Source organism: Gordonia sp. J1A, from assembly GCF_055393515.1.
In genome coordinates this window covers 1,542,809-1,556,899 of sequence record NZ_AP041607.1, presented here as the reverse complement: position 1 = coordinate 1,556,899, position 14,091 = coordinate 1,542,809, and the positions used below count along the sequence as shown (strand labels likewise).

The 14,091-nt window shown below is 70.4% G+C and carries 10 protein-coding genes; all 10 read left to right on the top strand.

Annotated features, from left to right (window positions below; all coding sequences use genetic code 11):
- Window positions 1-126 precede the first annotated feature (126 nt).
- The 10 genes from rsmH to ACZ5QD_RS07190 all read left to right on the top strand — a co-directional run bounded on the left by rsmH (window position 127) and on the right by ACZ5QD_RS07190 (window position 13,953).
- Window positions 127-1,155, top strand: coding sequence for a 16S rRNA (cytosine(1402)-N(4))-methyltransferase RsmH (rsmH, locus tag ACZ5QD_RS07235; RefSeq protein WP_039866947.1), 1,029 nt, complete (start codon window positions 127-129; stop codon window positions 1,153-1,155).
- Between the two features lie 5 nt (window positions 1,156-1,160).
- On the top strand, window positions 1,161-1,973 hold the full coding sequence (ftsL, locus tag ACZ5QD_RS07230; protein WP_260868821.1) for a cell division protein FtsL: 813 nt from the start codon (window positions 1,161-1,163) through the stop codon (window positions 1,971-1,973).
- 22 nt (window positions 1,974-1,995) lie between these two features.
- Complete coding sequence (locus ACZ5QD_RS07225; protein WP_222111688.1) at window positions 1,996-3,912, top strand: peptidoglycan D,D-transpeptidase FtsI family protein; 1,917 nt, start codon at window positions 1,996-1,998, stop codon at window positions 3,910-3,912.
- 128 nt (window positions 3,913-4,040) lie between these two features.
- Window positions 4,041-6,116 carry a UDP-N-acetylmuramoyl-L-alanyl-D-glutamate--2,6-diaminopimelate ligase gene (locus tag ACZ5QD_RS07220; protein WP_222111689.1) on the top strand — a complete coding sequence of 692 codons (2,076 nt, stop codon included), beginning with the start codon at window positions 4,041-4,043 and terminating at the stop codon, window positions 6,114-6,116.
- Window positions 6,117-6,180: 64 nt separating this feature from the next.
- Complete coding sequence (gene mraY / locus ACZ5QD_RS07215) at window positions 6,181-7,272, top strand: phospho-N-acetylmuramoyl-pentapeptide-transferase (protein ID WP_006895326.1); 1,092 nt, start codon at window positions 6,181-6,183, stop codon at window positions 7,270-7,272.
- A gap of 1 nt (window position 7,273) precedes the next feature.
- Entirely contained in the window at window positions 7,274-8,770 is a 1,497-nt protein-coding gene (murD, locus tag ACZ5QD_RS07210) for a UDP-N-acetylmuramoyl-L-alanine--D-glutamate ligase (RefSeq protein WP_222111690.1), read from the top strand.
- Window positions 8,767-10,563 carry a putative lipid II flippase FtsW gene (gene ftsW / locus ACZ5QD_RS07205; protein WP_464367195.1) on the top strand — a complete coding sequence of 599 codons (1,797 nt, stop codon included), beginning with the start codon at window positions 8,767-8,769 and terminating at the stop codon, window positions 10,561-10,563. Before murD ends, ftsW begins: the two co-directional genes overlap by 4 nt.
- Entirely contained in the window at window positions 10,542-11,732 is a 1,191-nt protein-coding gene (gene murG / locus ACZ5QD_RS07200; RefSeq protein WP_051999607.1) for an undecaprenyldiphospho-muramoylpentapeptide beta-N-acetylglucosaminyltransferase, read from the top strand. The genes ftsW and murG overlap by 22 nt, the downstream gene beginning before the upstream one ends.
- Window positions 11,729-13,207, top strand: coding sequence for a UDP-N-acetylmuramate--L-alanine ligase (gene murC / locus ACZ5QD_RS07195; RefSeq protein WP_222111692.1), 1,479 nt, complete (start codon window positions 11,729-11,731; stop codon window positions 13,205-13,207). Before murG ends, murC begins: the two co-directional genes overlap by 4 nt.
- Window positions 13,204-13,953 (top strand): cell division protein FtsQ/DivIB, encoded by a 750-nt coding sequence (locus ACZ5QD_RS07190; protein ID WP_006895331.1) that lies wholly within the window; start codon window positions 13,204-13,206, stop codon window positions 13,951-13,953. Before murC ends, ACZ5QD_RS07190 begins: the two co-directional genes overlap by 4 nt.
- The last annotated feature ends 138 nt before the right edge of the window (window positions 13,954-14,091 follow it).

Here is a 14,091-nt window from a genome sequence, read left to right as displayed (position 1 = left end):
CCGTCTCATCGCAGGCCCACACCGCCGCAGTTCCACGGCATCGATGCCGGTGGTCTCCGGAGCGTCGCAGGGGGCGACGCCCAGAAGTTATCGGCACGGTTCTCACGGCAGCAGGGAGGGAGCGGGGTGAACGCACCGCGGCAAGGCGAACACGGACACGTTCCGGTGATGGCTGATCGCATGTTCGCGCTGCTGGAACCGGCTCTCACCCGTCGGTCGCCCGACGGCGGTGGCGCGGTCCTGGTGGACGGCACGCTGGGCGCCGGCGGCCACACAGAGTACTTCCTCGAACGCCTGGCGGGCCTGCACGTCGTCGGCATCGACCGCGACACATCGGCGATCGGCATCGCCTCCGAGCGTCTGCATCGCTTCGGAGACCGCGTGGAGTTCCACCACAATCGTTACGACGAGATCGAGTCGGTGGTCGCCGCCACCGGACGCGACGAGGTCGACGGGGTGCTTCTCGACCTCGGGGTCTCGTCGATGCAGCTGGACCGGGCCGAACGCGGGTTCGCGTACGCCGTCGACGCACCGCTGGACATGCGGATGAATCCCGACGACGAGCTGACAGCGGCTGACGTCCTCAACACCTACGACCACGGCTCTCTCGCCCGAGTGCTCAGCGAGTACGGCGAGGAGCGGTTCGCGGGGAAGATCGCCTCGGCAGTGATCCGGGAACGCGCCAAGGAGCCGTTCACCACCAGCGGACGTCTCGTGGAGCTCCTGTACGCCACCATCCCGGCGGCGACCCGGCGGACCGGTGGCCATCCGGCCAAGCGGACCTTTCAAGCGCTCCGGATCGAGGTGAACCACGAACTCGACTCATTGCGCGGGGTGATCCCGGCGGCGCTCGAAGTACTCGCGGTCGGCGGCCGGCTCGCCGTGATGAGCTACCAGTCGCTCGAGGACCGAATTGTCAAGCGCGACTTCGCCCGTGCGGTGGAGAACACCACCCCGGCCGGCCTGCCGGTCGATCTGCCGGGGACCGCCCCGCGGTTCTCGCTCGTCACTCGCGGAGCCGAACAGGCAGACGCGGCCGAACGTGCGGCCAACCCGCGTTCGGCCCCTGTCCGGATCCGGGCCATCGAACGTATCGCACCGAACCACCCCGCGGGTCGCGGCGGCGGGACCGCAGACGGAAGGGGAGCACAGTGACGCTTGTGGACACTCGCACCGCCACCGGACCACGCGAGGGTTCCGACCGTCAGCGTCGACGGCGCACCGGCGCCGCGGCGAGCGAGCGTCCGTCGCGATCCAAGGCGGCCCAGCGGGCTCTCGATCGGCGCACTCGCCGTGAGCGCACCGGAGCCCGGCTGCCGATGACCGGGCGCCGCATCGCCGGAGTCCCGCTCGTGGTGCCGATCCTGGTCCTGGTGATGGGCGCCCTCGCGCTGACTCTGTTCCTGACAACCAAATCGGCGCAGGACTCGTACTCGATCGACGCGCTCCGCAAGGAGAACCAGGAGCTGCAGGCCCGTGCCGCCGAGTTGAAGGCGGCAGCCGACGCAGGCGACCAGGCGCCCGCGATCGCGCGGGCGGCCGCTCGCCAGGGGATGGTCCCGGCGTCGAACGCCGCCGAGATCATCGTCGGAGCAGACGGCAAGCCACGGCTCCGCGGCACTCCCACACCGGCGACCGGCAGCCCGCTTCCGGACCTGAACCCGGCGCCGGACCCCGTCGAGAAGATCGACAAGAACAAGGTCGACGATTCCGAGGGACTCGGTGGCGAACAATCGCAGAGTGCACCGCCGCGTACGGCGACCACTCCCGCTCCGGCGCCGTCGACGCCTGCGCCGAACCCGCGGCCGGCGCCGAACCCCCGCCCGTCCTCGGTCCCGACATCGCAGTCTCGGACGAATCCGGCACCCCAGACCTCGGTGCGCCCGGATGTCCGGAATCGGGTGAGTCGGCCCACCGATGTGGCGTCTCCGACGACCGCCACGCCGCCCGCCAATACCGCGCCCGCGCGTTGATGCGCGCGACAATCGGAAGATCATGACCCGCACCCGTACACCGCGCGCAGCCGAGGCGAGGGCGGGAGGCCGCCCGTCCGGCGCGTCGTCGAACGGCACCGGAACGCCTCCGCCCAAGCCTCCCCGTCCCTCCGAACGTTCCGGTTCGGGGCCGTCGGGGTTCGTCGTCCGCCAGCGGATCCTGACCGTGCTCGTCGCGGTGGTCGCTCTCGTGATCGCGGGCCGGATGCTGTACGTGCACGTGATCGCGGCCGACTCCATCTCGGCGCAGGCCTCGCAGCAACGATCGATCACCCAGGAACTGCCTGCGGTGCGGGGGAGCATCGTCGACCGCAACGGACGCCTGCTGGCACACACCGACGACGCACGGGCACTGACCTTTCAGCCGAAGGCCGTACGCAAGCAGATCGCCGAGGAACACAAGAAGGATTCGACCGTCCCGGACGTTGACGTGCGCCTCAAGCAGATCGCCGACGGCGTCTCGTCGGCCCTCGGCGGCAGCATCGCGTCCGACGATCTGCTGGCACAGATGAAGTCGGACAAGGACTTCGTCTACCTCGCCCGCCTGGTGTCGCTGGACGTCACGAAGAAGATCCAGGACGAGTTCCCCGAGGTCGGCGCCGAGCGGCAGAGCAACCGCCTGTATCCGGGCGGTTCACTCGCCGCCAACCTGGTCGGCGATGTGAACTTCGACGGCAACGGCCTGATCGGCCTCGAATCGTCGCTCGACTCCGTGCTCGCAGGCACCAACGGCACCGAGACCTTCGACCGCGGCCGCGACGGCGCGGTGATCCCCGGCAGCAAGCGCAACGTCCATCCGGCCGTCGACGGAGAGACCGTGCACCTCACGATCGACTCCGACCTCCAGTGGTTCGTGCAGAGCCAGGTGAACCTGGCGAAGGACAAGTCGGGCGCGCACAACGTCTCCGCCGTGGTGCTCGACTCGCACACCGGCGAAGTGCTGGCGATGGCCAACGACAGCACCTTCGACGCCTCGCGGCCGCTCTCGGAGCAGCAGAAGGCCGATCTCGGCAACCGGTCGGTGACCTCGCCCTTCGAGCCCGGGTCGGTGAACAAGATCGTGACCGCTTCCGCGGCCATCGAATACGGGGTCACCACCCCGGACGAGGTGCACCAGGTGCCGGGGTCGATTCGGATGTCGGGTATCACCGTCAACGACGCGTGGGTGCACGGCACCGCGCCCTACACCACCACCGGCATCTTCGGGAAGTCGTCCAACGTCGGCACACTGATGCTGGCGCAGAAGGTCGGTGAGCGGCGGTTCGCCGACATGCTCGACCGCTTCGGGCTCGGTCAGCGCACCGGAGTCGGCCTCCCCGGCGAGAGCCCCGGCGCGGTGCCCGCGCTGAGTCAGTGGTCGGGCGGCTCGTTCGCCAACCTGCCGATCGGTCAGGGTCTGTCGACCACGCTGCTGCAGATGACGTCGATGTATCAGGCGATCGCCAACGACGGGGTTCGGATCCAGCCGCGGATCATCGCTCCCGAGGACGAGGACGAGGCCGGCGTGAGCAAGCCGGAGTCGGTGCGGGTGGTCAGTCCGCAGACGGCCAAGACCGTTCGCGACATGTTCCGTGCCGTCATGCAGAAGGACCCGGAGGGTGTGCAGAACGGCACCGGCTACACCGGCGCCATCCCGGGCTACCAGACCTCGGGCAAGACCGGTACCGCACAGCAGGTCGACCCGTCCTGCAACTGCTACTCGCGGTCGAGCTACAACATCACCTTCGCGGGTATCGCGCCCGCCGACGCGCCGCGGTTCGTCATCGGCATCATGATGGACAATCCGGTGCGCAGCTCGGACGGCAGCGGCGGTCAGTCCGCGGCGCCGTTGTTCGGAACCATCGGTTCGTGGCTTCTGCGTCACGACCAGGTGCCGTTCTCCGCGCAGCCGGCTCCGCGCCTGCGCTTGGAGGCGTGAGGGCGCGCCGCATCGCACGGTAGATTCATTGCGTCATCACCGCGTGCGCTCCGGCGGACGAGGGGGAGACGTCGGCGAGACGAGTACGTCTCAACGGGACGAGAAGGTCAAGGCGGAGGTCTGAGGTAGTGGTGGAGCCGGGAGCCGGTGCGACGAACAGCAGTGGGCCGATCCGCCCGGAGCACCTCCGGCCGGTGGCCCTGAGCGCACTGGCGGACGAGTTCGGTCTGGTTCTCGACGGCGCCGACGCCGAGGTCACGGGCGCGACTTTGCGTGCGCAGGACGCGGGTGCCGGATACCTGTTCGCCGCGCTGCCCGGCGACCGCACCCACGGTGCTCGATACGCCGGCCAGGCGTCGACCGCCGGTGCCGTCGCGGTGCTCACCGATGCGGCGGGACTGGACCTGATTCGCGCCGCGCCCGGCCTGGAGTCGGTGCCGGTGCTGGTGCACGACCGCCCGCGGTCGGTGCTGGGGGAGGTCTCGGCGCGCATCTACGGCGACCCGTCGTCGAAGTTCACCCTCATCGGTATCACCGGGACGTCGGGCAAGACCACGACCGCCTACCTGACCGAGGCCGCGCTGCGGGCCGCGGGACGGGTGGTCGGACTGCTGGGGACCGTCGAGATCCGCGTGGACGGAACCGTGGTCCCGAGTTCGCTGACCACCCCGGAGGCCCCCGACCTCCAGCGGATGTTCGCCGTGATGCTCGAGCGCGGAGTCGACACCGTCGTCATGGAGGTCTCCAGCCACGCCCTCGAACTCGGCCGCGTGGACGGCTGCCGGTTCGCCGTCGGGGGCTTCACGAATCTCTCGCAGGACCACCTCGACTACCACCACACGATGGACGCCTACTTCGCGGCCAAGGCCCGGCTGTTCCGGGCGGATTCGTCGACCCGGGCGCAACGCGCCGTGGTCTGCGTCGACGATGCGTGGGGCGTGAAGATGGCCGCGGTCGCCGGTACGTCCGTGACCACCGTGTCGACCACCGGTGCGGCCGATTGGTCGGTGGTCGGATCGGTACGGACCGAGCCGGGGTCGCAGACGGTTCTGGCGGCCACGCCGGAGGGCTCGGAGGTGGAGCTGACGGTTCCCCTGCCGGGTGCGTACAACGTCGCGAACGCTCTCCTCGCGGTAGCGCTGAGTGCGGAGGCCGGAGTGAACGTGGGGACGGCGGTCACCGGTCTGGCCCGCGTGGCGGTGCCGGGCCGGCTCGAGAAGGTCGAGCGCGGACAGGATTTCCTGGCCGTGGTCGACTACGCGCACAAGCCGGCCGCGGTCGAGGCGGTTCTCGCGACCCTTGCGGCCCAGACGCCGGGACGGATCGCCGTCGTCCTCGGGGCGGGTGGCGATCGCGACACCGAGAAGCGGCCCCTGATGGGCGCGGCCGCGGCACGCGGCGCCGACCTGGTGATCGTCACCGACGACAATCCGCGGTCCGAGCGGCCCGAGGACATCCGGACGGCGGTGCTCGCGGGAGCGCGGGCGGTGGCGGACGCGCGCGGGGAGATCCGGGAGATCGGCGACCGGCGCGAGGCGATCGCCGCGGCGGTCGACTGGGCGCAGGCGGGCGACGTGGTGCTGGTCGCGGGTAAGGGCCATGAGAAGGGGCAGGAGATCGACGGCGTGAAATATCCGTTCGACGATCGCTCCGTGCTGGGCGAACTGCTCGACGCCCGCGTGGTCGATGACGCCGTCGACGCGCAGCCGGCGCTGCGGGTGCTGCTGGTGGACCCGCAGGCGGGCATCGACGAGGCACGCCGGGCGGTCCGTGAACTCGTGGCGCTGGCCGCCGACACCGGAGTCGGCAGTGCCCACCGAGGAGGGGAGTCGGCCCGCCGGACCTGGGTGATCGCCGGTGAGTTCGCCGATGCGGACGGACGCGACGAGAACGCGCGGTGCGTCGACCACGACGGCCTGGGCCGGCAGATCGTCCGGCTGGCCGTCGACCAGGTGATCGCCGTCGGCGAAGATCTCCGTACCGTACGGGCGCTGCATCAGGGCGCCGTGATGGAGGGGTCGTGGGGTGACGAGGCCGAGCTGGTGGCCTCGCCCGCCGCAGCCGTCGACCATCTGCGTACACGGCCCGCCGAGTCTCCGAAGCCCGGAGACCTGGTGCTGCTGGCCGGGGGAGAACTCGGCGAGACGCTGCTCGCGTACTGGCGTGAGGACGCCGGACTCCCGGTCGAGGTGCTCACCCGCTGACCTGCCGGAGCGGCGGCTCGCGCTAGATTCTTAGTTCACAGATTCCGACAAGTAAGGACATGCAGTGACCCAGATACTGATCGCGGGCGCGATCTCGCTGGCAGTGTCGATTCTGCTGACGCCCGTCCTGATCAAGGTCTTCTCCCGGCAGGGCTTCGGCCAGGAGATCCGGGTCGAGGGGCCGCAGAGCCACCAGTCCAAGCGGGGGACGCCGTCGATGGGCGGTGTCGCGATCGTCGCGGCGCTGTGGCTGGGCTACCTGGGGGCGCATCTGTTCGGGCTGCTCGACGACGGCGGCGGCCCCACCGCCTCGGGTCTGCTGGTGCTCGGCCTGGCGACCGCGCTGGCCGCCGTCGGATTCCTGGACGACTTCATCAAGATCTACAAATCGCGCAACCTCGGCCTGAACAAGACCGCCAAGTCGGTCGGTCAGATGATCGCGGCGGTCATCTTCGGCGTCCTGCTGCTGCAGTTCCCGAACGCCGAGGGCCAGACACCGGCCAGCGAGTACCTCTCGTACACGCGCGACATCAACGTGATCTCGCTGACCGCGGTGGGCTTCGTGCTGTTCTGCTGGCTGGTGGTCGCGGCATGGTCGAACGCCGTGAACTTCACCGACGGTCTCGACGGTCTGGCCGCGGGTTCGGCGGCGATGGTGATGGGTGCATACGTTCTGATCACGTTCTGGCAGTACCGCAACCCCTGCGCGCCGCTCCCGGCCAACGCCGAGAACGCCAGCGCCTGCTACGACGTGCGCGATCCGCTCGACCTCGCGATCGTCGCGGTGGCGGCGGGCGGCGCCTGCCTCGGCTTCCTCTGGTGGAACGCCGCGCCGGCGAAGATCTTCATGGGCGACACCGGTTCGCTCGCGCTCGGCGGTCTGGTGGCGGGTCTGTCGCTGACGACGCGCACCGAACTGCTCATGGTCGTCATCGGCGCGCTGTTCGTCGCCGAGATGGTCTCGGTGGTGGTGCAGATCGCCTTCTTCCGCACCACCGGCAAGCGGGTCTTCCGCATGGCGCCCTTCCATCACCATTTCGAGCTCGGCGGCTGGGCCGAGACCACGGTGATCATCCGGTTCTGGCTGCTCACGGCCATCTCCTGTGCGCTGGGACTGACCCTGTTCTACGGCGAGTTCATCTCGCATGCGGGCTGACATGGGGCTTTCGCTGGAACACACCCGCGTTCTGGTGGCCGGCGGTCGTGCCACCGGAGTGGCCGTCGTCGACCTGCTGCTGGAACTCGGTGCGAAGCCCGAGGTGATGGATCAGACGTTCGCGGACCCGCAGGCGGGCGCCGATTTCGTACGCCGGGGCGTGCCGGTGCACACGCCGGAGGAGTTCGTCGCCGACGACGGCACCGCGGGGTTGCCCGAGGGCATCGAGCTGATCGTCGTCTCACCCGGCTTCCGCCCGGACACGCCGCTGCTGGTGGCGGCCGCGGCAGCGGGTACGCCGGTGTGGGGTGATGTGGAACTCGCGTGGCGCGCCGATCGCGCCGGGTTGTTCGGACCCGCGCGCACCTGGCTGGTGATCACCGGAACCAACGGCAAGACCACCACGACGGGAATGATCGAGTCGATCGTCACGGCCGCCGGACAGAGCGGTCTGGCCTGCGGGAACATCGGTCTCACGGTGGCCGATGCGCTCCGCGCCGAGCCGCGCGCCGACGTCTTGTGCGTCGAGATGTCGTCGTTCCAACTGCACTGGGCGCCGTCGGTCCGGCCGGACGCCGGCGTGGTGCTGAACGTGGCGGACGATCACCTCGACTGGCACGGCTCACGCGAGGCGTACGCCGAGGCCAAGGCCGGAGCGCTGACCGGCCGGGTGGCCGTGGTCGGTGAGGACGATGCGGGCGCGGCGGCGCTGCCGGTCGGGCCCGACTCCCGGCGGGTCGGATTCACCCTCGGCGCACCGCGACCGGGAATGCTGGGCATCGTCGACGGCACGCTGGTCGACTGCGCCTTCGGGGACGGCACCCTCGCGATGATCCCCGCCGCCGATGTGCGGCCGGCAGGACCGTCGGGACTGTCGGACGCCCTCGCCGCGGCTGCGCTCGCTCGCGCCGTGGGAATCGATCCCGAGGCGGTGGCGCGCGGACTGCGGGCCTACCGGCCGGCCGCGCATCGCGGTCAGGTGGTCGCGCGCATCGACGGCGTCGCCTTCGTGGACGACTCGAAGGCCACGAATCCGCACGCTGCCCACGCTGCGGTGGTCGCACACGAGCGTGTCGTCCTGATCGCGGGCGGATTGCTCAAGGGCGCACCCGTCGACGACCTGATCGCCGGAACAGTGTCGCGGCTGGCCGGAGTCGTCGCGATCGGCCGGGATCGGCAGATCATTCTCGACGCGATTGCGCGACACGCCCCAGAAGTCCCAGCCGTCACAGTATTCACAGGGGACGATGGCTCTGTGATGACTCAGCGGACTGGTGAACGGGCACGTGCCGTCTCCGCGACCGGATCGTCGGACGCGGTGATGAGCCAGGCGGTCGGTGCCGCCTGGGAATTGGCGCAGGCGGACTCGCCAGGGGTGGACGCGGTGCTCCTCGCACCGGCGGCCGCCTCCCTGGACATGTTCGCCGGGTATCCGCAGCGCGGCGACTCGTTCGCCGCCGCCGCGACCGCCCTCGCCGATTCCCGCGCGAACCGATGAGTTCCGGCGACGAGAACACCGGCGTCGCGGAGGACGTCGAGGATTCGGCGCCGCGCTCCGCCGCCGATGGCGAGGACACCGCCGAGGCGCCCGGCGACACCTCCGACCGTCCCGACGCCCCCGAAAGCGCCGACGGAGAGTCGGAGGCGAGAGTCGCCGGCCGGTCGGCTCGGCGCCGGAATCGCCGGACCGCGTCCACTCGGAGCGCCCGGCGTGGCGGCACCGCGGACGCGGACCCGCTTCGCAGGCTTCGCCTGATGCGCGGATCGGATGTCAAAGCGGGTGCGGCGTTCCTCGCCGGGGGAGTCCGGAATCTGCTCGCGCGGCCGCTGACCTCGTTCCACCTGATCGTCTCGATCACCGTCATCCTCATCGCGCTCGGCCTGATGATGGTGCTCTCGGCGTCCGCTGTGGAGGGCTACGCGAAGGACGGCTCGGCCTACGGGATGTTCACCACGCAGGTGATGTTCGTGGCCCTGGGTCTGGTGCTGTTCTACATCGCGCTGCGGATGCCCGTGCGGACGCTGCAGAAGGCCTCCCTGCCCATTCTGCTGATCTCGATCGTCCTGCTGATCCTGGTGATGATCCCGGGCTTCGGCGTCGCCGGCGGCGGTGCGCGCCGCTGGCTCTCGTTCGGCGGGCTCACGCTGCAGCCGTCGGAACTGGCGAAGGCGGCGCTGTGCATGTGGGGAGCCGCGGTCCTCTCGACTCGCGATCCGCGCACGTCCACGGCCCGCGATCTGATCTTCCCGCTGATCCCGGTCGCCTTCGGCGTCGCCTTCCTGGTCATCATCGAGCCGAATCAGTCCACGACGATGATCCTGGGGATGATCGTCGCGACGCTGTTGTGGTTCGGCGGGCTGCCGGGGCGGTTCTTCGCCGCCTTCGGCGTGGTCTTCGCGGTGGCCGGCGTCGCGCTGGCCTTCGCCGAGTCGTACCGTGCCGCGCGCATCTTCAGCTTCCTCGGCCGTGACTCCGATCCGCTCGGCGCCGATTATCAGCCGAACCAGGCGAAGTTCGCGCTGGCCGACGGTGGACTGTTCGGCAAGGGGCTCGGCCAGAGCACCGCCAAATGGAACTATCTGCCCAATGCGCACAACGACTTCATCTTCGCGATCATCGGCGAGGAACTCGGACTGGTCGGCGGGATCATCGTCCTGGGGCTGTACCTGCTGCTCGGGTACGTCGGGATGCGGATCGCCCGCCGTTCGGTGGACCCGTTCCTGCGTCTGATGTCGGCGACGATCACCGTGCTCTTCCTGGTGCAGGCCTTCATCAACATCGGATACGTCGTCGGCATCCTGCCGGTCACCGGCATCCAGTTGCCGATCCTGTCGTACGGCGGTACCTCGGCACTGACGATGCTGGCGATGCTCGGTTTGCTGGCGAACGCCGCACGGCACGAACCGCAGGCGGTCGCGGCGCTGGCCGGGCCGGCGCCGAAGGGGTTGTCGCGGTTGCTCCGTCTCCCGCGGCCCGAAACGTACCGGGCTGCGGGCTCGTCGCCGCGGCGCCGGCCGACCGCCGCGCCCATCCGGCGACCGGCACCCATCCGCGGTTCGTCCGGGACCGGCCGTCGCGAGGCGCCCCGCACATGGGCGGGCCGCCCGCGGACGCCCGAGGCATCCGGGCCGCGAATGCGACGCCGGTCGGGCGAATCGAGCTCGGGGGAGATCCACTATCCTCCTAGGGGTGCGCGACCGTCCCGGTCGTGGCAGGAGTCCAGGTCGCCGGCTCCGCGCGATCGTGCGCGGCGGACCGGCAGAGGCGGATGGGAGAACGGTCGCCGGTGAGCAAGCGGAAGCGGTCGCACGAGGGGGGATCGGCACTTTCGGTGGTGGTCGCAGGCGGTGGAACCGCAGGCCACATCGAGCCCGCGCTCGCGGTGGCCGACGCCGTGCGGGAACTGGAGCCGGACGCGCGGATCACGGCCCTCGGGACGAGTCGCGGTCTGGAGACCACGATCGTGCCCGCGCGCGGTTACGATCTGCGTCTGATCCCGCCGGTTCCCCTGCCTCGGAAGGTGGGCGTGGAACTGGCCAAGACTCCGTGGCGAGTGGCACATTCGGTGGCCGCCACGCGCAAGGTCTTCGCCGAGGTCGACGCCGATGTGGTGGTGGGCTTCGGCGGTTACGTCGCACTGCCCGCGTATCTCGCGGCGCGCAGTCGACTCCGCGGTGCCCGGCGGATCCCCGTGGTGCTCCACGAGGCGAACGCCAGCGCAGGTGTCGCGAACAAGGTGGGCGCCCGGCTCGCCGACCGCGTCCTCGCGGCCGTCCCCGACTGCGGGCTGGCCGGCGCCACGGTCGTCGGAATCCCGGTGCGCGGAGCGATCACCCGACTCGACCGTGCTTCGGCCCGTGCCGAAGCGCGCCGATTCTTCGGTCTGGACCCGGATGCGCCGACCCTGCTCGTCTTCGGCGGCTCGCAGGGGGCGCAGCGGCTCAACGAGGCGGTCGCGCCGGCCGCTACGGCGCTGGGCGCGGCCGGTATCGGTGTTCTCCACGCCTACGGCCCCAAGAACACGATCGACCCGGTCTCGCCGCCGGGCGCCCCGCCCTACGTCGGGGTCAGCTACCTCGACCGGATGGACCTCGCGTACGCGGCCGCCGACCTGGTGATGTGCCGGTCCGGAGCGATGACCGTCGCCGAGATCTCCGCCACCGGACTCCCGGCGGTGTACGTCCCGCTGCCGCACGGCAACGGCGAACAGCGACTCAACGCGCTGCCCGCGGAACGGGCCGGGGGCGCCGTCATCGTCGACGACGCGGACGTGACGCCCGAGTGGGTCGAGCGAGAGATCCCCGCACTGCTGGGCGACACCGAACGCCTGCGCGCGATGAGTGCCGCCACCGCGGGGCTCGGCCACCGCGACGCCGCCGTCGAAGTGGCGACGGCGGCACTGGAACTGGCTGCCGCGCGGCGCGGCGACCGCGCGACGACGCAGGACGGACCCCGATGAGCGACCCGGCGATCGAGAACACGCTTCCGGCGCAGCTGCAGCGGGTGCACATGGTCGGCATCGGCGGCGCGGGCATGTCGGGCCTGGCCCGGATCCTGCTCGCTCGCGGCGGTCAGGTGTCCGGTTCGGACGCCAAGGATTCGCGCGGGGTGCTGGCGCTGCGGACCCGCGGCGCGCAGGTCCGGATCGGCCACGCACCCGACGCCCTCGATCTGCTCGACGGCGGTCCGACCGTCGTCGTCACCACCCGGGCCGCGGTGCCCGACGACAATCCGGAACTCGTCGAGGCACGCCGCCGCGGTATCCCGGTGCTCTACCGGCCCGAGGTGCTCGCCCTGCTGATGCGCGGACACCGGACCGTGTTGATCTCGGGCACCCATGGCAAGACCTCCACCACGTCGATGTCGGTGGTGGCACTGCAGCACTGCGGTGTCGATCCGTCGTTCGCCGTCGGCGGTGAGTTGAACGAGTCGGGCACCAACGCGCATCACGGCAGCGGCGAGGTCTTCGTCGCCGAGGCCGACGAGAGCGACGGCTCCCTGCTTCAATACGTGCCGGACATCGTCGTGGTCACCAACATCGAGGCCGACCATCTGGACTTCTTCGGTACCGAGGCGGCCTACGTGCAGGTCTTCGACGAATTCGTCGCACTGATCCGCCCCGGCGGAACGCTGGTTGTCTGTCTCGACGATCCGGGAGCCGCGGCGCTGGCGCAGCGATGCGTTGCGAGCTGCGCCGAGCGCGGGGTCGCGGTCTTGGGATACGGCAGTGCCGCGCGGATCACGGTGGAGGGTGTGCCGGTGGTCGCCGAACTCGTCGAGCTCGCGGCGCACGGGACCGGGGGGCTGGCCACGGTCCGACTCTCCGAGCCGCTGGTCGACACTCCGCGCGTACGGGAACTGGCCGTCACTCTGCCCGGCAGGCATATGGCGCTCAATGCGCTGGGAGCCCTGATCGCATGCGCACGGACGGGGCAGGACGTCGACACCGTGGCGGAGGGTATCGAGAGCTTCGGCGGGGTGCACCGGCGGTTCGAATCGCGGGGCCGTGCCGCCGACGTCGACGTGTACGACGACTACGCGCACCATCCGACCGAGGTCCGCGCCGTGCTCACCGCCGCCCGAGACGTCGTCGGCGCGCGGTCGGGGCGTGTGCTGGCCGTGTTCCAGCCGCATCTGTATTCGCGGACGGCGGAGTTCGCCGCCGAGTTCGCCGCGGCGCTGAGCTTGGCCGACGAGGTGATCGTGGCCGACGTCTACGGTGCCCGTGAACAGCCGCAGCCCGGGGTCACCGGCAGGCTGATCTCCGATGCGGTGACCGCTCCCGCGGTCTTCGTCCCGGATCTGTCGGAGATCGCGAACGCCGTGGCTCACCGTGCCCGGCGCGGCGATCTGGTGCTCACCATCGGCGCCGGCGACATCACCATGCAGGCTCCGGCCATTCTGGAAGCGCTGGAGAGGGCCGCGGCCGAATGAGCCGGCGGCGTACGGCGGAACCGGACCGGGCGCGGCGCACGCGTCCGGGCGCCGCCTCGTCGCCGCGGCGGTGGCCGCTCATCGGCTCGGTGATCGCCCTCGTCGTCGTGGTCGGCGGGCTGGTGGCGATCGCCTATTTCACGCCGTTGATGTCGGTGCGGTCGGTGGACGTGACCGGAGCGACCGCGATCGATGCGGGGGAGGTGCTGCGCACCGCGCAGGTGCCTGAGGGCTCACCGCTGCTGCAGGTCGACACGGCGGAGATCGCGAACCGGGTGTCCGCGCTGCCGGAGATCGAGTCGGTGAACGTCAGCCGGAAGTACCCCTCGACCCTGACGATCGCGGTCACCGAACGGACGCCGGTGGTGACCGTCGAGCAGTCCGGACGGATCGGCGTGATGGATCGCCTGGGCATGGTCTATCTCACCTTCGGGTCGGCCAAGGATCTGCCCAAGTCCCTGCAGGGGCTGCCCGCACTGCAGATGACCGACCCGTCCGCGGCCAATCCGACGACGCGGGCGGCGCTGACCGTGGTGCAGGATCTCCCGGACTGGCTGGCCTCTCGGGTCGTGGCCGTCGCGGCCGACTCGCCATCGGACATCACGCTCCGTCTCAAGAGCGGCAAGAAGGCCGTGTGGGGAGACGCGGGGCGGACGGCCGACAAAGCCGAAGCCCTGCGGAGTCTGCTGATCGTCGACGGACAGCAGTACAACGTCTCGAGTCCCGAGTACGCGTCGGTCAGCTGAGTCGGCGTGTCCGCGGACGGGGCTCGGGAGGAAATCCGGCACTGATTTCGCGACACGCCGCGAGCCTCCTGGCACCACGGCGCCGCGATCAATACCGTCGTCTTCAACACCAGTACTTGACATAACTATAACCCTATG

Bases quoted from the DNA above. Each gene is read 5' to 3' on its own strand.
- ACZ5QD_RS07225 (WP_222111688.1), top strand. From the start codon at position 1,996: ATGACCCGCACCCGTACACCGCGCGCAGCCGAGGCGAGGGCGGGAGGC.
- murD (WP_222111690.1), top strand. From the start codon at position 7,274: ATGGGGCTTTCGCTGGAACACACCCGCGTTCTGGTGGCCGGCGGTCGT.
- ftsW (WP_464367195.1), top strand. From the start codon at position 8,767: ATGAGTTCCGGCGACGAGAACACCGGCGTCGCGGAGGACGTCGAGGAT.
- murG (WP_051999607.1), top strand. From the start codon at position 10,542: ATGGGAGAACGGTCGCCGGTGAGCAAGCGGAAGCGGTCGCACGAGGGG.
- murC (WP_222111692.1), top strand. From the start codon at position 11,729: ATGAGCGACCCGGCGATCGAGAACACGCTTCCGGCGCAGCTGCAGCGG.
- ACZ5QD_RS07190 (WP_006895331.1), top strand. From the start codon at position 13,204: ATGAGCCGGCGGCGTACGGCGGAACCGGACCGGGCGCGGCGCACGCGT.